The sequence below is a fragment of the Cytobacillus sp. FSL R7-0696 genome (assembly GCF_038006865.1).
GTDB classification, from domain to species: domain Bacteria; phylum Bacillota; class Bacilli; order Bacillales; family Cytobacillaceae; genus Cytobacillus; species Cytobacillus kochii.
Genome location: NZ_JBBOWA010000001.1, coordinates 1,278,819 through 1,300,139 on the forward strand (window position 1 = coordinate 1,278,819; position 21,321 = coordinate 1,300,139).

The window sequence follows — 21,321 nt, forward strand, 5'->3', positions numbered from 1 at the left end:
TCATTTCACTCGTAACTTTTGCCCAACTGAAATCACATTAATATCTTTCAAACGGTTCCACTCTTGTAACTGTTGCGCTGTTAGTTTAAATCTCTTTATGATAGTTGTGACTGTATCACCTTGGTGAACGGTGTAATAGTAATGTTTTTCCCCTGTCTTGATTATTTGACCGACAGTAATCAAGTGAGGATTATGAATATGATTGATTTTTTGCAAGCTACTGACACTTGTATCGTGCACAGCTGCTATTTTTGAAAGCGTATCGCCAGATTTGACTGTATAGCTAAACTCTACTTCCTCTAATTGATTTAGGTTCACCCAAGATCCTGGCATACCTTCCACTTTTGATAGATTGAATATTTCTCCTACCTTTTTAAAAATATAATAACTTCCTGCCTTGTACAGGGACTTTTCTCGTATCTCTTTCTTTGCATCTTCAACCGTTACATAACCTTTTTTGTCTGTTGATAAATGATATTTAGGATTGGTATCATATTGTAGTAATTGATAAGTCTCAATGATACGAATGATTTTTTTGCTATAATCAGGATCTGTCGCATAACCTGATAACTGCACCTGCTCAGCAGCTTTTTTGTAATCTTTTTCTTCTAAAATAGCAAGGTATTTGTTTCGATCCCAAGATACACCATTCTTATAAAGCTTTGCTAAGTCCTCAATTGACTCCTCCCATGAAGGGTACTTTCTAAATGCAGCTTCCGTTGTAACCATTTGTCCATCAATAAATTCTTTCGTCAGCATCTTTACCGACTGCCCGTTATACTCACCCTTTATACCGAACAAATTATTACCTTCTATTGCCAATTTACTCTTCCCATGATTAGATTCATGCATAGCTTGTGCAATCACTAGTGACGGTAATATGTGATATTGTTTAGCTATTTTCTTTGCTAACGGAACGATCGCTTTAATAAAGTTCAAAATAAACACCTCTTTTTCACACTCTATTCCTAACATGATGCTTTGCTAGGGCTTTTTTTCTGTTTCTTGTATTTTAAAAAATAATAAAATGAAAATAAGAAAATACTAGAAATAATAAACCCAGTTCCACCTAATAATCCAAGCAAGCGATTAGGCATCCATACAGTGGCAAGCCCAGCTAAAAACATAGAGATACCTATCATTGTATTAGAAATCGTTGTAAATAGACCAAATATAAGTCCACTCTTATCTTTAGGTGTCTCTCTCATTAGCATCGTATCAAAGCAGGTGTTACATAATCCAGAGAAAAACGCGGCCGTTATTAAAAAAACAATGGCCATCCACACTTGTTGTGACTGGCTTAATAAGATAATGCAAAATCCTTCGAACATCAGTGCAATGAGGGCGATTCTCATTAGATGATTTTTCAATTTCTCCGCTACAGGAAAGCTTAGCATTAAACCAATTCCTAATGAACCATAGAATATACCGACACCAACATCTCCTAATTGAAATTCTTGAACTGCATATACACTTAATAACACATTATCAATGCCATTAAATAGAGGAATTAACAGTTCTGATAGCAAAATGATTAATAATAAACTCGAATGAAAAATAACATCTTTAACGATGAAGAATGAACCTTTCTTCTTATTTTTGGACATTGATTCCTCAGTTCCTTCTCTATCAAGAACGCGCAATTTAGCTAACAAAACAGCAGCAATTAAAAAGGAAGCACCATTGACAAAAAAGGTAAAATTAGCACCGAATAAAGAAGTGACCACTCCACCTGAAAACGACCCTCCAATAAGAACAACGCCTACCATTACTTGTTCAAGGCCATTAACTTTTATCATATTTTTTTCCTTAACCATCAACGGAATGGCAGATTTTCTTGTTGGTGCATAAATGGCTTCACCTGCTGCTAAGAAAAAACTCGACAAATAAACGACCCAGACAGATGAAACATCATTTACAAACACAAACGACAAAGCAAACAGGATCCGTCCTAAATCCGTACAGACTAATATTTTTCTCCGCGAAAAACGGTCTGCCATCATCCCTCCTAATGGGCCAAAGAACAGAAATGGAATGACCCTTATCGCTAAAGCAAGGCCAACAGCAAGGCCAGATCCTGTTACTTGCAATAACAAAGCTAATAACGCAACTTGACTAAATCGGTCACCTATTCCATTGAGAACACCCGCAAAGAATAAGCGCGCATAGTCTTTCTCTTCTTTTAATATGGAGATCATTCTCGTCCCCTCCTCAAACAATTAGATAATCATCTAATTTGATGTTAATCTAATATATGAATAATCGCAATCTTTATTTCAAAAAAAAAAAAGGAAAGTGCTTCATTATGAAACAAACTTTCCAATCGATTTTTATTCTCTCAAATTATTCACACTCATTCTTGGTGGCTCCTCTAACCACCCATTTTCGATCATGATTTTTGTATTTTCTCTAATAAAAAACATGATATCTTTTACAAATAAACCTAATTTGATGTTGATGTCATCTCTTAAGCTAAAACCTGCACCAAATCCCTGACTACCGAGACCGAAATTACTTAACAAAAAGGTTAAATACATCATTAATTTATCAGAAAACGGTGGAATGTTAGACTTAGAAAGCGTAAACCCATGAATTGTCGGCACCCTAATATCATCCTTAATTAGGATGTCATATGTCCCCTCCAAAATATCCTTGCTGAGCTCTTTCCCTTTAATAAAATAGTCTTTCACATCTGTATGAACTGCCGTTTGAGCAAATCCGGTCATAAGCATCATGCCAACTGTATTCGTTTGAATGGACTGGTATAAGTAACTAAACTCAATCGTATTAATATCTCTTTTTTCACCAAACAGGCGATAACCTTTGGTATAATTCATATCTGAAACAAAGTCGACCGTTGTAGGGACATTAATAAAATTAGGTAATGGGTAATATCCCTCATCCACCGCATAATTTAAGAACTTTTGATAATATTTCTGCGTTACATTTGTCATTTCACGATATAAATCAATGATATCATTTCGATAGGACGTTGCTATATGAAGGGTGTATAGTCCCATGCTGATTTCCTTTAAAACCATACACAAGAGAATATCAAATCCCTCTCCTCCAAAAAGTTTAGGCGCTTTTAAGTTCACATCGGCATTAGTAAAGCCTTGAGGTATAACAGCACCTTCATCTTTAAATATCTGTTCAATACGGTGGACATTTGGCTCTAACTCAGACCATAAACCTTGCATAAGCTTTTTCGCTTTTTTATCCTCGGACACTTCTATAAAATGTTCTAAAACCCTTAATATCATTGTCTTCTTTTGATAAGTAATCCACAGTGCACCAATTTCTGTAGATGTCATTTTACTTCGATTGACCATTCTGTCACCTACTTTTATAAAATAACCATTCTTGTGACTAAGTTTTGCTATTCTCCTACTAAATATTCCCTTTATATCAAAAAAGCTAGAGGACAGGGATAGTCGTTCCCTTACCTCCAGCTTTCTAAATTATCCCCAAAGCATACGAAAACGCATAGCTGCATCAATTACTCTAGCTGTCGCTCCTTCATGCCTGGATGCATACTTCTTTCGATTGACACAATCAATTAACATTTGATCACATTGATAACAATGGCCATATCGATCAATGCAGGCATCATGTTTCTGACAACAAGAATCCACATAATTGATGGGCTTGCCTGGACCGCTACAACCCGGGCCACAATACCGATAACCTCCAGGCAAACAAAAACCTTTTTTATTAAACCTGTTCACTATTTTCACCTTCTTATCCTTTTATATATAGTACAAACAGTAAGTCCATTTCGCCTGTGACCTTACCTAATAGGGGAATCTTTTTATCAATTTATTTCAGTGCTTATTGGTCAAATCACATAAAAAAAGCCAACCTATCGACAAAGGATAAGTTGGCAATTATTGAATTCGACTAAACTTAATCAAAGCAAATATAATTGGAACTATCGTGGCAAGTAAAAACACGGGCAAAAACCAAATACCTAAAGAGTCCGCCCATCCTAATGCTACTCTAATGGATTGAATAAGTATAAAGCCGAATAATGCGAGGCAAATATTCTTTGTGACATTTAGCATTTTTCTACTGGTTAAGTAAAATGCGGCTGCATTTGATTCATTGATGCGTGCAGGGTAATTATGAATATGAGGAAGCCGTTCAAATATCCCCATCATGAACCATAAAAACACGCCGATAATTGGTAAGATAAATAATTCATATTTAGAACCCCACCGATCAACTTCCCCTGAAGCATTGTAATGGCCCGGTACTTGTTCAGGTATAGCTGACCAAGAAACAACTAAGAATATAATCGACCCAATGAATACAATAAGACCAAGTATGTCGCATCCCCATTCCCATTTTGTACGAGGCAATTTAAGTACTGGTCTATCCATACCCCATTCCTCCTCTTTCCGTTCGTCTTTCCAATACATACGAAGGAAAAATGAAAAAGTTTCATTCATTAGATAATCAAAGGCAACTAGTTCATACAGGGAATTACGCGATGGCTCTATCTCCCTTTTTCAGGAAAGGAAACAGGGGCGTCGCAATGGTAAGATATCAGTGTTGATGTCTTTTTCTTTAAGAAAAACATAAGGTGAATCGCCTGTGACATGCGATCAACAAATTATATGGTAAAGGAAGGAAGAATGGTTCTTTTATAGGCAGGTTAACTTCACTCTTTTCACCCTTTATAATGCAAATCGTAATAAACCTACGTACATTGTTTTAACGCTTGCGTGATATCAGCCATCACATCTACAGGATCCTCTAAGCCAACAGAAAGGCGGATCATTTCGGGACTCACACCCGCCTCCGCTTGTTGCCCTGGTGAAAGACGAGCATGAGTTGTACTCGCTGGATGAATAATGAGCGTTTTCGCGTCACCAACATTTGCTAAATGTGATACCAGCTTTAGTGAGTTGATAAACCTTTTAGCTGTACTGATTCCCCCTTTGATGCCAAATGTAAAGATTGCACCTGCCCCACTCGGAAAATACTTCTTTCCGAGATGATATTGCGGATGGCTTTCTAACCCAGGGTAGTTCACCCTAGAAATATGAGGTAACTCTCCTAGCCTCTTAGCCAAAACTTGTGCATTAGCGACTTGCTTTTCTACTCTGACACTTAATGATTCCAAACCTTGAATAAATAACCAGCTATTGAAGGCAGACAGCGTTGCCCCTAAGTCATGGCCAAGTTCAAATCTTGCTTTAAGAATAAACGCTTTTTCCCTAGAAATTTCAACATAGCTGCGATTACCAATAGCAGGCTTTTTCTCATTAAAGGAAGGAAATCTTTCGTTACTCCATTCGAATCTTCCTCCATCTACAATCACCCCACCAATTGCCGTCCCATGACCACCAATGAATTTAGTTGCTGAATGAACGACTATATCCGCACCAAATGCAAGCGGTTTTAGTAAAAATGGCGTAGTGAATGTATTATCTACTACTAATGGTAGACCATGACGTTTCGCTATCTCACTTAACTTTTCTAAATGTGCTACCTCCATATTCGGGTTGCCAATTGTCTCTGTAAAAATCGCCTTTGTCCTTTTATTAATTTTTCCTTCTAAAGATGTAAAGTCCGTCCCATCAACAAAATGAACATTGATGCCGAATGTACTAAACGTTTCTGCGAATAAATGGTAGGTGCCACCATAAAGAGCCTGTGTAGAAACTATCTCATCGCCTGCTCTTGCAAGTGTTAAAAGGGCAATGGAAATCGCTGCTTGCCCAGATGAAACAGCAAATGAGGCTACGCCACCCTCTAACTGTGCCATTCTCTCCTCAAACACTGCATTGGTTGGATTTGCATTCCTTGAATAAATAAAGCCAGGCTCTTGCATCTGAAATAAGCTTGCTGCATGATCGGTATCTTCAAACACATAGGATGAAGTCATGTATATTGGAACAGCTCTCGCCTTTGTAACAGGATCTGGCACTTGCCCCCCATGAAGCGCTATTGTATCAAATTGGCGATGATTCATTTTTCATTCTCCTCTCACATTTCATTTATAATAAACAAACTCGACTCGGAAACAATCTATCAGTGATGAGCTTTTGAGTATGCCAGCACAATGGTTGTTTTTTCATAAATTGAATTTGAAACATCATTTTTTATGTCCACCACCTTTTTTCAAGAGCAGAAAAAAGACCACTTTCAATAAAAAGAGATTGTACTCTTCTATCGAAAGCCGCCTTTAGTCGTCTAATCGGCATAAATAAAGCCCCTCTTGCTAAAAGAAGAGGAACTCACGATATATCGCCATATCCTCAACTTATCTATCTTGGAATTAGCACCGTTACCTAGTTTTGGTCGGTTGCTGAGGCTTCAAAGGGCCAGTCCCTCCACCTCTCTGGATAAATTGAATTTTTTAAATTTTAAGATTCATTAATTATTAATCAGAATAACCTTATCATCCAGCGCTGTCAACAGCTTTTTATAATGAATCTTTTATGCAGCGTAAAGTCTTTCTTTCGCCTTTATTACCGACACCCAATATTCAACTGGAGATACAAAGGATTGCAAATAATTCAGCTCTTTATTATACATAAGAGCCTCCACTAAAAGATAAACAGACGTATCATGTAAATCGTTAACAATCATATCAAGCAAAGTTGCTTTCATATTCATAATATCTTCATAATCATCGATGATGGCCAACTTATCATCTAAATACGAAAGAAAAGCTTGTAAATGAACAACCTCTTCTTGTAATTCCTTCCACCCTTTATCCTCAGCTAATGCGTTTACATAATTAACAAATCGATTGTACTCTTCATGACTATCTCTTTTAATTTTCTCTGCTAATATATCAAAAAATACATGATTGGACATATCCTTATTGTTCACTATTAGAGCACCACCTTTACTATTTGTATAAAATTATAGACCTTCTCTTTTAAATATTCAATAAAATCACATCAAACTATTTTCAATTAAGGGGTCGCGTGGTGTGTAGTTTTAGTCTAAATTAAAACAAGTGGATTAGATATAAGGGTCATACAATAATTTCCCCTTCAACTTTTACGCATTTGGATGAAAGGTGAGCCATTACTAGATGTATACCCAGCTATTATGTATGCTTTGTTTCGCCCTTTTACCCGGTTCATCATTCGATTTGCTTCTTTTTAGCTTCGTTTTGCTCTTTACGTAGATCATAAACTAAATCTCTTTTAGCTGTGGTAAACAACTTTCCCTTTGATGCAACCGCCTCATATAGAGTAGGATTTAATCATTCAGCCCTTTGCTCGATAGCCAAATTGTGCAGAGATTTCTTTTCCTACTTTTATAATAGATTGACTTTTATCTGCAGAGGGGTCTTTTGGAATCGACTCTGAGAAACCAACTACTGTTATCGCACTTAATAATTCTTGATTATAATTAAAGATTGGTATAGACACAGAAGATACAGTAGGAATCAAGGGCTCATTAGCAAAGGCAATCCGTTCCTGCCTTACGCGGTTGATTTCTTCTCCCACATTCCCTTTTCCTTCTTTCCCCATAACCTTAACCCAATCTTTAGTTGTAGCTGAATCAAGGAAGCTCTCGAATATTTTCCCAGTCGATGATAGCGGTGGTAAAAGTGAGCCTAACTGCGCCCCAATATTATAGGCATGTCCCGGGTTCCATATTTTCGAGATAATTGGACCATTATATGTCCACGTAGTTAATAGGCATGTATTGTCTAGTTGCTGACTTAAATCCTTTAAATAAGGTAGAACACGTGAAATCACATCTTCCTGCCCTATAGCTGCCACCCCATATTCAATTAATTTACTTCCAAGTTGATATTGTCCATTATGTTTATCCTTGTATAGAATGTCTAATTCCGTAAAAGTGTTCAAGTATTTATATAGATTACTTTTCGTAATTCCTGTTTTTTCTTGTATATCAGATAACCTCAATGGTTCTCCACTAGCAACTAAAAGGTCAATAATTCTCATACCGACTTGAATCGATTGGATCGTAGCTTGTTTTTGATTTTTCATGTAAAAAACCCCTATTTTATATTTTTTTTAGTATATCAGAAAAACACTATGTTTTCTGATTTCATCCATGTTTTGCATCCTTTCGAAAGGATTTATTTTTCAAAAAGTTTAAAAAACCACAACAAATTCACTTGAGTTTATCTGAAAATTAGGATACTATAAATTTATCATTAATAGATAACATCGTTCACTATTAATGGAATTTAAATAACCGATGAAGAAAGAGTCTAATAAACGCTCATTAATAAAAGGTTTTATGCCTAACACTTCCACACAAAGCGTTTTACTCTTTGATCACGCAATTCCAAGACAAAAAAACTTTTCATAAAGGAGTTTGAATATGAAATTAGTTACTTTCACTCACAATAACAACACACGTATCGGAGCAGTTACAGAAGGAAATGAAGTAGTAGACTTAAACTTTGCTTACCAAGCTTTTCTTGAAGCAGAAGGTAAACTACGTTCTGAGTTAATTGCTGAAGCGTACATTCCAGCACAAATGGAAGGTTTCCTACAAGGGGGAAATGAAAGCCTTTCCATCGCAAAGGAAATGGTTGATTATGCATTAAATAATCGTGAATCGTTCAAACATCCACTTGTACATGCATTTGAAGATGTAAAAATCGAAGCACCTGTAACAAAACCCGGAAAAATCATTTGTGTGGGTCATAACTACCGTGAACATATTGCTGAAATGGGAAGAGAATTACCGCCTCACCCAGTAGTATTTGCTAAATTTGCTAACACAGTTATTGGACCACAAGATGATATTCCATTCTATCCAATTTCTGAACAATTAGATTACGAAGCCGAATTTGCTTTTGTTGTAGGTAAAAAAGCTAGAAACGTAGCAAAAGAAGACGCACTTAATTATGTAGCAGGATATACAATCGCTAATGACGTCACTTACCGCGATATCCAACGTCGTACACTTCAATGGTTGCAAGGTAAAACAGTTGAAGGTAGTGCACCAATGGGTCCTTGGTTAATCACTTCTGATGAATTACAAGATCCATCTGGTTTAGGTGTTCTTTTAACTGTAAATGGTGAAGAAAGACAAAAAACGAATACAGCCAACTTTGTTTTTGATGTTCCAACGCTTGTTGAGTTCTTATCTAACTTAATGACTTTAGAACCTGGTGATATCGTATTAACAGGGACCCCTGGAGGCGTAGGATTTGCACGTGATCCTCAAGTATTCTTGAAAGATGGCGATGTCGTTCGCATTGAAGTAGATAAAGTCGGCGTTCTTGAAAATAAAGTTTCAAAGGTGGAAAAATAATTATGAGCGAAACGAAAACGATTCAGCAATCTATTGAGTCTATTCAAACATCATTAGATCAAATCATTGAAACCGTTTCAGGATTATCTGAAGAAACCATACGTTGGAACCCATCAAAGGAAGAATGGTCCATTATGCAGGTTATTACTCATTTAAACGAGGCCCTACCTTATTGGCTAGGTGAAATAGATACAGTTGTAAAAGCCCCTGGTTCCCAATGGGGACGAGGCTTACAGGACCCTGCTCGCCTTGCAGCAGTCGAAAATACTGAACATCAATCAGTTGAAGACGAATTGAAAAAATTATCGCAAATAAAACAAGATGTTCAAACCCATTTATCTGTTTTATCTGCTGACACATTGGCTCAGGAATCACCTCATCGTAACTTTGCTAAATTCGGTAATAAATCTGTATTCTTTATTGCTGATCACTTTATCGATGAACATGCCGCTGGTCATTACAACCAAATTCAACGTAACTTGTCTAAGCTAGCAAAATAATATTAAGGTGGCGAAATATTATGGCTGAAAAACATGCATATATGGAGGATCAAGACGTAAAGGACTTTACGAAAGAAATCCAAGAATATCATCTCGGTCCATTATGGGAAGCCATCCCAGCACTGATGAACCATACACCAAAACCACATGCTGTGCCATATTTATGGTCAGATGAGCTTTTAAAGAAAAAATTATCCGAAGCTGCTGAAATCTTCACACCTGACCGTGGTGGAGAAAGACGCGCGATTTACTTTCAAAACCCCGGGTTGACTTATAGACAACCATGGGGATGGGCTTCAACCACTCAAACATTGTATGCTGCTGTGCAGTTGCTGCTTCCTGGTGAAGTAGCACCTTCACACCGTCACTCTCAAAGTGCTCTGCGCTTTATCACTGATGGCGAAGGAGCTTACACAATTGTTGAAGGTGAACGTATCTTCATGCAAGAAGGTGACTTCCTTATTACACCGAAGAACCTCTGGCATGGACATGGACATGTAGGCGATAAACCAATGATTTGGATGGATGCACTTGATATACCTACCATCTATTCAACCGGTGGAACATTCTTTGAACCATTTCCTAATAAGATTGAAACGCCAACTCGCCCAGATAACTTCTCTGAACAAAGATACAGTGGCGGAATGGTAAGACCAATTAATGACCGCTATTCAAGCGTGGCACCACTCGCCAATTACAAGTGGAAACGTACAGAAGATGCGATTAAAGGATTAACTAGATTTGAGCCAGATCCATATGATGGTTACGCTGTTGAATATATCAATCCATCAAACGGACAAACAGCTAATCCAACAATGGGAGCTTGGATGCAATTATTACCAAAAGGCTTCCGTACGAAGGCACATCGTCACACACATTCTACTATTTACCAAGTACATCAAGGTTCTGGTTATACAGTAATAAACGGTGAACGATTCGATTGGAAAAAAGGAGATTACTTCTGTATTCCAAACTGGGCATGGCACGAACATGTACCTGCTGAAGATAGCTACCTTTTCTCAGTAAATGACCTACCCATTATGGAGCGATTTGACTTAGAAAAATCTCAAAACCTTGAAGAAAACAACGGAGAACAAAAAATCATAGGCGAATTTAAAGCTTACCGTTAATTGCACAAGAACAACCGGGCACAGTTCCTCGGTTGTTCTTAAAAGATTCGAAATATAACAGTAAATGAAAACGCTTATAAAACAGAATATTTATTTTTGTAAAACAAAAGGAGGATAAACATAATGACAAACACAGCACAGAATCCATTTATTGTAATCGGTGGAGGAATCGGCGGTTTAGCTACTGCATTAGGCGTAGCAGAAAATAACCAATATGTAAAAGTGCTTGAACAAGCACCTGAATTCGGTGAAGTTGGAGCTGGTATCCAACTTGCAGCGAATGCGACAAATGTTTTGCAACGCTTAGGCGTAATGGATAAAATCAATGAAATCGCTGTATTCCCTAAACGCCTTGTACTTATGGATGCATTCTCTGGTAAAGAATTATCAGCACTTGATTTAGGAGAGGTTTACAGAGAGAGATACGGTGCTCCTTATATTGTATTACACCGCTCTGATCTACATCGTGTGCTTCTTGAAGCTTGTCAGGAAAACCCATATATTGAACTAGCAACCAACCAAAAAATTACGACAACAGAAGAAAACGATCAAGGTGTAACAGTTAAAGCAGAAAACGGTGATGTTCATAAAGGAATCGCAGTAATTGGTGCAGATGGTCTATGGTCTAATGTTCGTAAAATGTTCTCTGATGACCAACCTATTTGTTCCGGATATGTTGCTTACCGTGGGGCTATCCCGATTGAAGAAGTGAAGACCTCTATTGGGGATATGGATGACGTATATATGTGGATTGGACCAGACCTTCACTTAGTACAATATCCAGTTCGTCGTGGTGAACTTTATAACCAAGTCGTTGTATTCAAAAGTAAAAACTACCGTCCCGAAATTGAAAAGACTGAAGATTGGGGCACTCCGGAAGAAATGGACGCTGTGTTCGCTGGGTCATGTGAATTAGTGCAAAATGCCATTTTATTTATCTCACGTCAAAAACGTTGGCCAATGTTCGATCGCTTACCAATTGAAAACTGGACGCAAGGTCACATTACGCTCACTGGTGATGCCGCTCACCCAATGCTACAATATCTTGCTCAAGGTGCTTGTCAAGCACTTGAAGATGCTGCATACATGTCAGATATGCTCAGTGCACATGGTGAAGATATCCCTGCAGCATTTGCAGCGTTCCAAAAAGAAAGACAACCGAGAACAGCCTATGTCCAAGGTTCTGCACGTACATGGGGTGAAATTATTCACAATACAACAAACGAAGGTATTTTACTTAGAAACATTATCCTAGGAAAAAGGCAATCAAGTGACTTTGAATTTGTCGATCAATTCCATGGCTATAATAAAAATGCAAAACTAGTTGAAGCTTAAACCGTTCTCCACAAAGTGATCATTAATGGTTTCATCTGGAGAAGAAAGGCTTAATCCTTTCTTCTCTCTTTTCATATATGTGTAAGCGATTGCAATCTCTAATTGATGGGGGAAACAAATGAACAAAATAAACGCAGCGGAAGTGATTAATAATAGTAAATTTAATCGGTTTCATTTCGGCTTACTTGCCTGGAGCTTCCTTATTATTCTCTTTGATGGCTATGATTTAGTTGTTTATGGTACCGCCGTACCAGTTTTAATTGAAGAATGGGGATTAAGTTCGGTCCAAGCTGGAGCCATGAGTAGTTATGGATTATTAGGGATGATGTTTGGTGCCATCTTTTTTGGTATTCTTGCTGATAAAATGGGGAGAAAAAATGTGATTGCACTTTCACTGATTCTTTTTAGCTTATTTACGTTTCTTTGTGGATTTGCCTCTTCACCTACAACCTTCTCTATTTATCGATTTATTGCCGGTTTAGGTTTAGGTGGAATTATGCCTAACGTTATTGCCTTATTGACAGATTACGCGCCAACGAAAATGAAAAGTATGGCTGTTTCCATTGTATTATGTGGATACTCTTTTGGTGGGATGCTTGCACCGATTCTAGGAATCTTCGTTATGCCTACACTCGGTTGGGAATCAATTTTCTGGTTTGCAGGTCTACCATTATTACTGCTGCCTTTCATATACAAATTTTTACCTGAATCTTCAGCCCATTTAATTAAGAAAAATAAGAAACAAGAGCTATTATCTGTGCTACGTAAAGTAAACCCTGCACAAAAGATGGATGAAAAAACAGAGTTCTTCCTACAAGTCCAAGAGGAAAACAAAGTTCCTGTTGTCGGACTATTCAAAAACAACCGCGGTCTAAGTACCGTCATGTTCTGGATTGCGTTTTTCATGTGCTTATTAATGGTTTACGGCCTAAATACTTGGTTACCGAACTTAATGATTGAAGCGGGTTATGCCTTAAATTCAAGCCTAGCCTTCCTTATTACGCTACAAGGTGGAGCCATTGTTGGGACACTCATTATTGGCTGGCTCTGTGATAAATACGGTTCAAAGAAAATGCTCGTGCCCTTATATGCACTTGGTGCAGTGAGCTTAACATTACTTGGATTTGGTGGCAGTGAATTATTCATTTATTTACTCGTTGCTATAGCTGGTGCTAGTACAATCGGTGCCCAAAACCTTGTACAAGCCTATGTCTCTCAATATTATCCTCCTAATATCCGATCCACAGCATTAGGAATGGCTTCAGGAATTGGGAGATTTGGAGGCATGCTCGGGCCACTTCTCGGCGGATTCTTATTGACGGCCGCTCTTCCTATTCATATGAACTTTATCGCATTTGCCATTCCAGGGTTGATTGCTGCCATTGCCTTAGCGCTCGTCCCAATTAAACGGGCCTATAAGCCTGAAGCTACTGTGGTAAAAGAGAATGAAACGATAAAAGTTGCTAATTAACGAGGATGTAAAGAAAAGAGCCATATATTTTGGCTCTTTTCTTTTGCCTACTTATCTTTGGAAAAAGCTTTCTAATTCCCTTATCACTTCATCAACTTCTTCTATAACGAACGCATGGCCTGCATCTAATTCTCTAAAAATGACATTAACGCCAGCTCTCTTCAAATTCTCTAGTAATGTAGTCGTCATTTCCCTTGTAGTTAAGACATCCTTATTACCCCACAAAAGAAAAGTCTCTGCTTGAATATGGTTTATTTCTCCTGTTCCCGCAGCTGCATCATTATCAATATCAGTTATATTAAACACATTAGCTGCATGTGCAACATCCATCATATTCCTTTGTTGTATTGCTGCTTCTATATATCCTTCAAACCGTTCTCCTAATGCCTGCCTGCCTTTAACAAACATCAACTGTTCTATCGCTTCGGTAAAAAAAGCAAACTCTTTCATCTTCTGTGCTTCTACCAACCTATTTAACATTGGATCTTTTTCTATTGCTTCTCTTGTTTGATAACGCTTATTGTTTTCATCATAGGCTGGATATCCACCGGCTGGCATGGAGGCGAGCAAAACCATTTTTTCTACAAGGTTTGGATACATTGCTGCAAATTGCATCGCAATACCACCTCCATTTGACCAACCGATGATTGTTATTTTATTTAAAGAAAAATGATCACAAAATAATTTCAAATCATAAGCGAATGTCTTAAAATCCTCTATTGGCTGATTGTAAGTAGATCGGCCATAACCTCTTAAATCCGGAGCATAGACCGTATACTTTGAAGGTATTTTCTCTAAAAATACGTCCCAATGATTCGCTGAGGCATAATTGCCATGAATGAGAAGTAGAACCTTCTCTCCCCCATCCTTTTTCAGATAATCATACACTTCACCATTACTTAACCTGCATTCCATTTAAACACCCCTACTTTCTCCTTTAAGCCTCTCATACTATTCGATTAAAGCTATCTTTATTCCTTTTTATGTTAAAATATTACATAAACATTCTAATAAAAAGGAGAGATTGTATGAACGTTGAACTCACACGTTTTAAGGTTAAAAAAGGAAAAACAAAAGCTGTAGACGAATGGTTACAATTCCTTAATCATCATATGAAAGAAGTACTCCTCACACTTGAAGGAGAAAAAATGTATATTGAAACGATTTTTCGCGAAGTACAAAACGAAGATGAATATCTTTACTGGTATTCTGTACAAGGTAGGGGCGGGATTGAAGTGACTGAATCCACACACTGGGTAGATAAAAAACATCTCCAATATTGGCAAGATTGTATAGATGAAACCTACAAACCCGTTAATTTAACTACCGAAGTCGTTATGATCCCAGAGAAAATCAGAGCAAAGATGACTTAGCTTAAATAGACTAAGCCCTTTTCACCTTCCGTCCATATAAGAAGAACGAAATGAGCCCTAATACGGTATATAATATAACAGCATTCACCATACTACCTACCTCAAACCAATACGAAACCGGAATTATTATCGCAGCGGATGAAAAGATAAAGCCTATGATCATCTGCTTTTTTAAACGCGCGCAAATCATACCTTGGATAATAAAAGCTAGCGGAAAAAGGACATAAATCCCTAATAATAAGATTTTGCTAAACGGAAAAAATGAACATATCCACGTAAATATAAAAATACATATAGAGGGAAATAAAACGCGAAAAAACATCTTCATGTCAGTGTTCATCCCCTTCTTTTTACAGACAATATGATAGCCTTCCACCAAAACCACAATAAAACAAGATAACCGAAAACACTATACAACGCCCATAGTGCCCCATCAGAAAGCTCATGAAGGAAAAACTCCCCTTCATTCATTTCTTCACCGCGACCAATGGCGTTGAATATAGAAATAAAAGGGATTGTTAGAACAAAAAAGATGACAAATAATGCTGTTTTTCTACTTTGTTTCCTCCATACCATTCTTAACGCCATCATAAATGAAATAAACAAAAAGAGATAATACAATAGCCAAAACCATAGCGGTAAACTCACCATAAACATTCCCTCACCCCTTTTAAGTGTAATATTACACTAATAGCATTTTTTTGTAAATATTTTCTTTTCTATGTCCTAAATTCACCACTTTTGATTAGGCGCATACACTAAACGATATAACACCTGCCCTAAAATCATGCTTAATAAAGTGAGGAAAAGTCATGAAATTCAGCTTTTTATCCCCAGTTTATAACAGTGAACAATGGGTTCGCTCGATGCTTGACAGCATTCCAAAAGAATATGCCGATGAAATCATTGTTTGTGATGACGGCTCAACCGATCAAACATTAGCGATGTTAAAAGAATATCAACAACAGTACCCTCAACTAAAAATCTTAGAAAATGGGGAAAATCGTGGCGCTAGCTATTCGTATAATCGTTGTATCGAAGCTGCAACTGGAGATTATATTGCCATCATTGATAGCGATGATATTTATTTACCAACCATTCGCGAAGTACTCGCTAAAATAGATGGTGAGTACGACATTTATTATTACAGCATGGTGACAAAGGATGGCCAGCTCTTTCAAGCAACGGAAGAAAATTATCGTGAGTGGTGTGGGCAATTTAGGATCATTAAGAGAAGCTGTGTGGGAGAGGCCAGATTTTCTGAAAGAACGGATATGGCGGGGGACTGTGATTTTCATCAAGCTCTCTTAGACCAAAACCCTTCAGTACACATAACAGGGATTATCGCTTACTGGTATAACTATCCACGAATAAACTCCGAATATTATTTATACTATTTTGGATTAAAGTAAACCCACTGTGGTAAATGACAGAAAGGTGCGTTCCATACTTATGTTTAAAAATAAAACGCTATTAATTACAGGTGGAACCGGCTCGTTTGGTCATGTGGTGTTAGAACGTTTTTTGCATAGTGAAATAAAAGAAATACGTATCTTTTCTCGTGATGAAAAAAAACAAGACGACATGCAAAAACAGTACGCAGATGGAAGAATCTCTTATATCCTCGGCGATGTTCGGGATATGAGTACTTTATTACCAGCTGTGGACGGGGTTGATTACATTTTTCATGCAGCAGCCTTAAAACAAGTACCCTCATGTGAGTCACATCCACTAGAAGCAGTGAAAACGAATATTCTTGGCACCGATCATGTATTAAGTGCAGGCATACAAGCAGGAGTAAAGAAAATTGTCTGCCTATCAACGGACAAAGCAGCCTACCCAATTAATGCAATGGGTATGTCTAAAGCTTTAATGGAAAAGACATTTATCGCTAAATCGAGACAAGCTAACGCTCGTGGTACCATTATATGTGGCACAAGATACGGAAATGTCATGGCATCAAGGGGGTCCATCATTCCGCTTCTCATAGAACAAGTAAAGGAAGGAAAGCCGCTAACTGTTACGCATCCTTTAATGACCCGTTTTATGATGAGTTTAGATGAGGCTGTCGAACTCGTATTGTACGCTTTTGAGAATGCTTGTAATGGGGATATTATGGTACAAAAATCGCCTGCTGCCTATATTACAGATTTAGCACAAGCGATTAAAGAACTTTTTCACGTTAACTTTCCTTTAGAATTAATTGGCACACGGCCGGGAGAAAAGCTCTATGAAGTTTTACTAACAAAAGAAGAAGCAGCGAAAGCCATTGATCTTGAAGGCTTCTATCGCATTCCTCGAGATACCAGAATAGAAACTGATACAAACTCTGTAGAAGAATATCACTCCAATAATACGTATCGTCTCTCTGTAGCTGAACTAAAAGAAAAACTACAATCATTATCCTATGTTCAGAAAGAGCTAAAAAAATGGAAAAGGTTAAATTAATATATTTGACCGCTCCCTATTTTTCGTGAGTTGAGCGCCTTCATTGACTATGTTAATAAATCGCCAACTCACTAACTATTCTTATATATACTGAGTTTATAGGGATATCCTACCAACCCTCTAAAGGGAGGTTGTTGTTTAATGTAGTTTCTGATAAATTAGGATTCAACATGACTAGCATAATGAGGAGTTACATACATGGAAATACAAAAAAGTAGTACGATGATACAATCCTTGCAAATAGGCATTTCTATCATCGAACTAATCTATCAAAAAGATACCCCAATGAAATTCTCAACCATTCAAGAAGAAACCGGTATTACCAAAAGTAATTTATATAAATATCTAAATACACTTACACAATTGAACATGCTCTATCGTGAAAAAGGGACAAACCTGTATTATCTTGGCAGCAAATTGATTCAATATGGTACAGCCGCCTTTGGTAGTCGTGATATTGCCGATGCAATCACTCCTTATATGCAGGAACTTTCTTCGCTTACTTCCTGCACCGTTTCGTTTTCATTATGGACAAACAACGGACCAATTACGACAAAGATTTGTCATTCGAATGAACCACTTCATATTGGTACACAACTAGGCGGAAGCTTGCCACCAACATCTGCCGCGGGGAAGATTTTCTTAAGTTTCTTAAACCCAGTACTGACAAAAGATTGGCTTGGAAACGGGGATGCGATCGATAACGCAGAATGGCAAATGATTCAACAATCGAAAATCTCCTTCGCTACCGAACCTTTAATTCCATCAATTTCTTCTGCTTCCGTCCCTTTGCTAGACTACCAAAATCAATTACTCGGTGCAGTGACAGTTGTTGGATTTAACGAAAAGATGCCTAAGGAAGCAAAGGATTCGATGAGCAAGCAACTGCTGAAGTTTCACTTACAAGCATCGTCTATGTTTGGCTATCGATATAAACAAGGGAAAAAATTGAACAATACTGATTGAGCGTTCAATCAACCGTTTTAACATCTAGAAGAATAAAATACTAGCGAGAAAATTAAGTTAAATTTTTAAAAACATTCTTTTCTGCGAATAAATTGGAATTTAGCTTCGACTTAGTCTCACATTTGCTGATATAAGCTCTTTACTGATTTATCGACCTACAAAATAAATCCATTCATTGAAAAAGGCCGCCATAAACAAAGATGACGACCTTTTTTATCTTAGTTCATCGTCAATCCATGATCAACGACTAGATTTTGTCCCGTAATCGCTTTAGCGCCTGGAGAGGCTAAGAAAACAACGGCTTCTGCTACGTCTTCTGGTTTTGTCACACGGCGGATAGCAGAGTTATCAGCCACAATCGCAAATACCTCAGGGGTAGTGACAGCACTTGCATCCGTTGTTTCTAATAATCCACCGGAAACCATATTCACATTAATATCATACTGTCCGATCTCTTTGGCCATATTGCGTGTAAAGCCAATTAATGCCGCTTTGGCTGTTGTATATTCATGGTAGGCAACGACTGGGTTCTGGTAAAGATTCGTGCCAATACCAATCACACGGGCTTGCTGTGAATCCTTTAGAGCCGGAAGAGCAGATTGAACAACATTTAAGCTTGCTTTTATCGCGCCTTCAAACTGGGTTTGGTAGCTAGCCCAAGATAATTCCTCTACTTTCGCCTGTGCCACAGGATCAAATTTAAATTGAACTAATGCATTATTGACAACGATATCCAAGCGGCCAAAATGAGCAATTGTGTCTGCTACCATTGCTTTTACTGCTTGTTGATCTCTGACATCAGCTTGGATAGCCAATGCACGATCTTGCCCGATTTGTTCAACTACTGCATCGGCTTTTTCTTTATTATTATAATAATTAACGACTACCTTGTAGCCCTCCTTACCGAACTTCTGAGCAATTGTAGCTCCTAATCCACGACTTGCTCCTGTTACTAACACGACTTCTTCTCTCACGCTATTCCCTCTTTTCAATAGATGTAATTAAAAATGTTCAGGAAAACAAAACAAAAGGCTCCCCGAAAATGGAGAGCCTACCATACGTATGCATATAGTTGGAAGATGCTCCCTACGATCGTCTTAACGAACAGGTTCTAAGGGTCAGGTTTTAACCTTCTCAACTCATTTTCTGAGTCCCCCTGCAACAATTTTTAATTATTTTTAGTTTAGCATACAAATAGTTTCCTAGCTATGAATCGAAGTTCAGTTCTTAATTGACCATTTCCTTTATGTTTCTCACCATTGTTTTAAACGGGGATTCTTATCTAAAATCGATTCATATTGTTTCTCATTACCGTATAGGCTATTCGGGTCAAGCAGCTTATATCTCTCATACTTTTCTAATCGATCTTTTTCTTTTGCCCAGCCTAAATGCTTGACTCGTATTGTGGATAAACTGTGGGTAAGTTGGAAGATGTTTTCTGGAAATCTCCCACAATGTTGAGGTGTTTCTTTCCAGACAGGCTGAAAGGTTGATTCAACTCTTGCTAGAAATGGACGGTATAAGAAATGTGCTTGCCAGTATTCATCTTCACGATAATGGTCTTCATCCCACATATCATACAGTCTAAAACAGTACAGGTCGATAGTATCCTGTTTAACAAAGTCATCAATATAATCAATAAAACTCTCCTCAAACCATTCATCTGCATCAAGATTTAATACCCAACCTAAAAAACCATTCGTTGCTTCTAACCACTGTTGTTTTCTTAGTTCCACTTCATTGGCAAACTGGGAGCTTGCATTCTTGACCAATTTAATTGGCATACCTTTTAGTTCTTGCAAGAAAATCGATATAGTCTGATCAGTACTAGCATCATCTATAATCACAGCTTCATCGATAAATGGCTTTACTTTCTTTAACATCGTTTGTAAATAACGACCTTCTTCATTCTTCACAATCATCGATAAGCGAATTTGATGGCTTTCTGCTTTTTCTGGATAAATAGGTAGTTCGCTATACGCATACTGACATTTTTCTTTAAATGCGGGTATGCCTGTAAGGTCAGAAGAACGATAAATATGATAAGCTGGCAGATGTGTGTCTACATGTAGATCCAGTCCTAATGCCACAGCTCTCACACAAAAATGTCGATCTTCTCCCCAAAAACTGAGATTTTTAATTTTACTAAAATGAACACCTGCTAACAAAGCCTTCCTGCTAATTAGCGTGCACGCACCTAATCCTCCTACTTCATAAACACCTGGAGTTTGTAACTGTTGAATAAAGGCCTCGGTTTGAACGGCCTTTTCTTCGTTAGTTATAACACCTTCATCCGCCTGTCTCCAGTGGGTATATTCATCTGTTAACCACACTTGCGGATAAGGAATTGTCCCCTCTTGCCAAGCCGTCCAAAATACCTCTGAAACAATTTCTTTTTTCGTGGAAATAAGTGTATGAAGGGTATCCGGGTGTAAAAGCAAATCAGAGTCAACTAAAAACAAATAATCAAATTCTTCAAATTTTGCCTGCTCAATAAGCATATCTTTGAAGCGAGCAACCTTCCAGATGAGAGCATCATTCCAGAAATGTGTAAAGTCGGTGCGAATATAGATACTATCTTCTTTTGCGGATAAAATCGCAACATCGTTCTTCCATCTGGCAAAATGACGTAGTAGTCTACTTGATTCTTCATTCTGATTATCATCTATGAAAAAATAATGAATCTCCATTGTATCCGTTTGTAAATTAGCTAACGAAAGCAGAAACTCTTTTAAAATATCGGGATCTTGATTAATTGGACTACCAATGAGAATTTTTGTATTAATCATAAGCAACATTAACGTTTATTGACAAAATCGTTCACCTCTCTA

General features: G+C 37.6%; 21 protein-coding genes and 2 riboswitches. Of the genes, 9 read left to right on the forward strand and 12 right to left on the reverse strand.

Features of this window, described 5'->3' with window-relative positions; translation table 11 throughout:
- From MKX29_RS06710 to MKX29_RS06745, 8 genes are all read right to left on the reverse strand, one after another.
- Window positions 1-939, reverse strand: coding sequence for a glucosaminidase domain-containing protein (locus MKX29_RS06710; RefSeq protein ID WP_341104721.1), 939 nt, complete (start codon window positions 937-939; stop codon window positions 1-3).
- Window positions 940-968: 29 nt separating this feature from the next.
- Window positions 969-2,198, reverse strand: a complete 1,230-nt coding sequence (locus tag MKX29_RS06715) for an MFS transporter (RefSeq protein WP_341104722.1) — start codon at window positions 2,196-2,198, stop codon at window positions 969-971.
- Window positions 2,199-2,330: 132 nt separating this feature from the next.
- A complete protein-coding gene (locus tag MKX29_RS06720) occupies window positions 2,331-3,332 on the reverse strand; it encodes a DUF3231 family protein (RefSeq protein ID WP_341104724.1) in 1,002 nt (333 codons plus the stop codon).
- A 129-nt stretch (window positions 3,333-3,461) separates the two neighbouring features.
- Window positions 3,462-3,728, reverse strand: a complete 267-nt coding sequence (locus MKX29_RS06725; protein ID WP_095370909.1) for a Parvovirus coat protein VP1-like protein — start codon at window positions 3,726-3,728, stop codon at window positions 3,462-3,464.
- Window positions 3,729-3,887: 159 nt separating this feature from the next.
- On the reverse strand, window positions 3,888-4,382 hold the full coding sequence (locus tag MKX29_RS06730) for a DUF1648 domain-containing protein (RefSeq protein WP_341104726.1): 495 nt from the start codon (window positions 4,380-4,382) through the stop codon (window positions 3,888-3,890).
- A gap of 320 nt (window positions 4,383-4,702) precedes the next feature.
- Complete coding sequence (locus MKX29_RS06735; RefSeq protein ID WP_341104730.1) at window positions 4,703-5,980, reverse strand: O-acetylhomoserine aminocarboxypropyltransferase/cysteine synthase family protein; 1,278 nt, start codon at window positions 5,978-5,980, stop codon at window positions 4,703-4,705.
- 288 nt (window positions 5,981-6,268) lie between these two features.
- Window positions 6,269-6,360, reverse strand: a riboswitch (SAM riboswitch).
- Window positions 6,361-6,447: 87 nt separating this feature from the next.
- The gene (locus MKX29_RS06740; RefSeq protein ID WP_341104732.1) at window positions 6,448-6,846 is read right to left on the reverse strand and encodes a hypothetical protein; all 399 of its coding nucleotides are present in this window, start codon (window positions 6,844-6,846) and stop codon (window positions 6,448-6,450) included.
- 386 nt (window positions 6,847-7,232) lie between these two features.
- Complete coding sequence (locus MKX29_RS06745) at window positions 7,233-7,985, reverse strand: IclR family transcriptional regulator (protein ID WP_341104733.1); 753 nt, start codon at window positions 7,983-7,985, stop codon at window positions 7,233-7,235.
- Window positions 7,986-8,325: 340 nt separating this feature from the next.
- Here MKX29_RS06745 and MKX29_RS06750 point away from each other — a divergent pair, with 340 nt between their 5' ends.
- From MKX29_RS06750 to MKX29_RS06770, 5 genes are all read left to right on the forward strand, one after another.
- Complete coding sequence (locus tag MKX29_RS06750; RefSeq protein WP_095370915.1) at window positions 8,326-9,267, forward strand: fumarylacetoacetate hydrolase family protein; 942 nt, start codon at window positions 8,326-8,328, stop codon at window positions 9,265-9,267.
- Between the two features lie 2 nt (window positions 9,268-9,269).
- Entirely contained in the window at window positions 9,270-9,767 is a 498-nt protein-coding gene (locus tag MKX29_RS06755; protein WP_341104734.1) for a DinB family protein, read from the forward strand.
- A 20-nt stretch (window positions 9,768-9,787) separates the two neighbouring features.
- Window positions 9,788-10,897, forward strand: coding sequence for a cupin domain-containing protein (locus MKX29_RS06760; protein WP_341104735.1), 1,110 nt, complete (start codon window positions 9,788-9,790; stop codon window positions 10,895-10,897).
- Between the two features lie 123 nt (window positions 10,898-11,020).
- The gene (locus MKX29_RS06765; protein WP_341104736.1) at window positions 11,021-12,232 is read left to right on the forward strand and encodes an FAD-dependent monooxygenase; all 1,212 of its coding nucleotides are present in this window, start codon (window positions 11,021-11,023) and stop codon (window positions 12,230-12,232) included.
- A 118-nt stretch (window positions 12,233-12,350) separates the two neighbouring features.
- Window positions 12,351-13,703 (forward strand): MFS transporter, encoded by a 1,353-nt coding sequence (locus tag MKX29_RS06770; protein ID WP_341104737.1) that lies wholly within the window; start codon window positions 12,351-12,353, stop codon window positions 13,701-13,703.
- A 51-nt stretch (window positions 13,704-13,754) separates the two neighbouring features.
- Here the strand turns inward: MKX29_RS06770 and phaZ are convergent, their stop codons facing one another.
- On the reverse strand, window positions 13,755-14,618 hold the full coding sequence (phaZ, locus tag MKX29_RS06775) for an intracellular short-chain-length polyhydroxyalkanoate depolymerase (protein ID WP_341104738.1): 864 nt from the start codon (window positions 14,616-14,618) through the stop codon (window positions 13,755-13,757).
- Window positions 14,619-14,731: 113 nt separating this feature from the next.
- On the opposite strand from phaZ, the gene MKX29_RS06780 reads away from it, so the two are divergent.
- Window positions 14,732-15,076 carry a DUF6176 family protein gene (locus tag MKX29_RS06780; RefSeq protein ID WP_341104739.1) on the forward strand — a complete coding sequence of 115 codons (345 nt, stop codon included), beginning with the start codon at window positions 14,732-14,734 and terminating at the stop codon, window positions 15,074-15,076.
- A gap of 336 nt (window positions 15,077-15,412) precedes the next feature.
- On the opposite strand, the gene MKX29_RS06785 is transcribed toward MKX29_RS06780, so the two are convergent.
- Entirely contained in the window at window positions 15,413-15,733 is a 321-nt protein-coding gene (locus tag MKX29_RS06785) for a hypothetical protein (RefSeq protein WP_224938214.1), read from the reverse strand.
- Window positions 15,734-15,888: 155 nt separating this feature from the next.
- Between MKX29_RS06785 and MKX29_RS06790 the strand changes: the two genes are divergently transcribed.
- The 3 genes from MKX29_RS06790 (at window position 15,889) to MKX29_RS06800 (ending at window position 18,490) form a co-directional block, all read left to right on the forward strand.
- A complete protein-coding gene (locus tag MKX29_RS06790; RefSeq protein WP_224938215.1) occupies window positions 15,889-16,488 on the forward strand; it encodes a glycosyltransferase family 2 protein in 600 nt (199 codons plus the stop codon).
- 40 nt (window positions 16,489-16,528) lie between these two features.
- Complete coding sequence (locus MKX29_RS06795) at window positions 16,529-17,524, forward strand: polysaccharide biosynthesis protein (RefSeq protein WP_341104740.1); 996 nt, start codon at window positions 16,529-16,531, stop codon at window positions 17,522-17,524.
- A gap of 198 nt (window positions 17,525-17,722) precedes the next feature.
- Complete coding sequence (locus tag MKX29_RS06800) at window positions 17,723-18,490, forward strand: IclR family transcriptional regulator (RefSeq protein WP_341104741.1); 768 nt, start codon at window positions 17,723-17,725, stop codon at window positions 18,488-18,490.
- Between the two features lie 218 nt (window positions 18,491-18,708).
- Here MKX29_RS06800 and MKX29_RS06805 read toward each other — a convergent pair whose 3' ends face one another.
- Both MKX29_RS06805 and MKX29_RS06810 read right to left on the reverse strand, forming a co-directional pair.
- Complete coding sequence (locus tag MKX29_RS06805; RefSeq protein WP_289432691.1) at window positions 18,709-19,464, reverse strand: 3-oxoacyl-ACP reductase; 756 nt, start codon at window positions 19,462-19,464, stop codon at window positions 18,709-18,711.
- Between the two features lie 92 nt (window positions 19,465-19,556).
- Window positions 19,557-19,658: riboswitch (TPP riboswitch) on the reverse strand.
- Window positions 19,659-19,743: 85 nt separating this feature from the next.
- Complete coding sequence (locus MKX29_RS06810; RefSeq protein ID WP_289432690.1) at window positions 19,744-21,279, reverse strand: glycosyltransferase family 2 protein; 1,536 nt, start codon at window positions 21,277-21,279, stop codon at window positions 19,744-19,746.
- Between the last annotated feature and the right edge of the window lie 42 nt (window positions 21,280-21,321).

What these genes read in the sequence shown, in the direction of transcription:
- phaZ (WP_341104738.1), bottom strand. Translation starts at nt 14,618, where the DNA reads ATGGAATGCAGGTTAAGTAATGGTGAAGTGTATGATTATCTGAAAAAG.
- MKX29_RS06720 (WP_341104724.1), bottom strand. Translation starts at nt 3,332, where the DNA reads ATGGTCAATCGAAGTAAAATGACATCTACAGAAATTGGTGCACTGTGG.
- MKX29_RS06810 (WP_289432690.1), bottom strand. Translation starts at nt 21,279, where the DNA reads ATGATTAATACAAAAATTCTCATTGGTAGTCCAATTAATCAAGATCCC.
- MKX29_RS06760 (WP_341104735.1), top strand. Translation starts at nt 9,788, where the DNA reads ATGGCTGAAAAACATGCATATATGGAGGATCAAGACGTAAAGGACTTT.
- MKX29_RS06755 (WP_341104734.1), top strand. Translation starts at nt 9,270, where the DNA reads ATGAGCGAAACGAAAACGATTCAGCAATCTATTGAGTCTATTCAAACA.
- MKX29_RS06785 (WP_224938214.1), bottom strand. Translation starts at nt 15,733, where the DNA reads ATGTTTATGGTGAGTTTACCGCTATGGTTTTGGCTATTGTATTATCTC.
- MKX29_RS06735 (WP_341104730.1), bottom strand. Translation starts at nt 5,980, where the DNA reads ATGAATCATCGCCAATTTGATACAATAGCGCTTCATGGGGGGCAAGTG.
- MKX29_RS06770 (WP_341104737.1), top strand. Translation starts at nt 12,351, where the DNA reads ATGAACAAAATAAACGCAGCGGAAGTGATTAATAATAGTAAATTTAAT.
- MKX29_RS06765 (WP_341104736.1), top strand. Translation starts at nt 11,021, where the DNA reads ATGACAAACACAGCACAGAATCCATTTATTGTAATCGGTGGAGGAATC.
- MKX29_RS06790 (WP_224938215.1), top strand. Translation starts at nt 15,889, where the DNA reads ATGAAATTCAGCTTTTTATCCCCAGTTTATAACAGTGAACAATGGGTT.
- MKX29_RS06745 (WP_341104733.1), bottom strand. Translation starts at nt 7,985, where the DNA reads ATGAAAAATCAAAAACAAGCTACGATCCAATCGATTCAAGTCGGTATG.
- MKX29_RS06795 (WP_341104740.1), top strand. Translation starts at nt 16,529, where the DNA reads ATGTTTAAAAATAAAACGCTATTAATTACAGGTGGAACCGGCTCGTTT.
- MKX29_RS06715 (WP_341104722.1), bottom strand. Translation starts at nt 2,198, where the DNA reads ATGATCTCCATATTAAAAGAAGAGAAAGACTATGCGCGCTTATTCTTT.
- MKX29_RS06750 (WP_095370915.1), top strand. Translation starts at nt 8,326, where the DNA reads ATGAAATTAGTTACTTTCACTCACAATAACAACACACGTATCGGAGCA.
- MKX29_RS06780 (WP_341104739.1), top strand. Translation starts at nt 14,732, where the DNA reads ATGAACGTTGAACTCACACGTTTTAAGGTTAAAAAAGGAAAAACAAAA.
- MKX29_RS06800 (WP_341104741.1), top strand. Translation starts at nt 17,723, where the DNA reads ATGGAAATACAAAAAAGTAGTACGATGATACAATCCTTGCAAATAGGC.
- MKX29_RS06730 (WP_341104726.1), bottom strand. Translation starts at nt 4,382, where the DNA reads ATGGATAGACCAGTACTTAAATTGCCTCGTACAAAATGGGAATGGGGA.